The organism is Vreelandella nigrificans, assembly GCF_002374315.1.
Classification (GTDB): Bacteria; Pseudomonadota; Gammaproteobacteria; order Pseudomonadales; family Halomonadaceae; genus Vreelandella; species Vreelandella nigrificans.
Map to the genome: position 1 here is coordinate 1 of NZ_NWUX01000075.1, position 680 is coordinate 680.

Here is a 680-nt window from a genome sequence, read left to right on the forward strand (position 1 = left end):
CGCAGGTTGAGCCGCGAGAGCAGTTCCACCACATCCATCACCAGCTTGGCTTCAAAGTGGCTGGTGAAGGCGTCCTGAACAATAATCACGCTGTTAGCCCGCTGTTGCTCGGTGAGCAGGGCCAGTGACGTGGGGGTGGCTTCGGCTACGCCCCAGGCACGCAGCTGCTTTTTCACGCTCGCACGCGACAGGTGCGGGGAGTCGCTAATGCCTAACCCGTTACGCATCAGGCCATCGACCCAGCGCTGGCTGAGCAGGGCGTTATACAGCGGGGCGACCTTGGCGAGTGTTGGCAGCATCAGCTCGGTGCCACCAATGAGGTAGTCCCGCACTGGGCGGAGGTAGCGGCCGTGGTAGACCTCTAAAAACTGCGAACGGAACTGCGGCACGTTGACTTTGATCGGGCACTGGCCCGCACAGGATTTACACGCCAAGCAGCCCGCCATGGCGTCATATACTTGGTGGGAGTAGTCGTGGTGTTGCCGCTTGCTGAGCGTGTTCATGGCGCGCTTAGGGAAGTGTTTGATAAAGCCCCAGCTGCGCTCGGCCTTTGTCTTGCGTGACTCTTCCACAACATCGATACCCGCCTGAGACTGTAGCCGTAGCCACTCGCGGATTAAGCTGGCACGGCCCTTGGGCGAGTGCACTCGGTCGCGGGTGGCCTTCCAGGAGGGGCACAT

1 pseudogene is annotated in these 680 nt (G+C 61.0%); it reads right to left on the reverse strand.

What is annotated here, in order from left to right:
* Nucleotides 1–680: pseudogene (locus tag CPA45_RS22545) on the reverse strand (FAD-binding oxidoreductase); the annotation flags it as partial.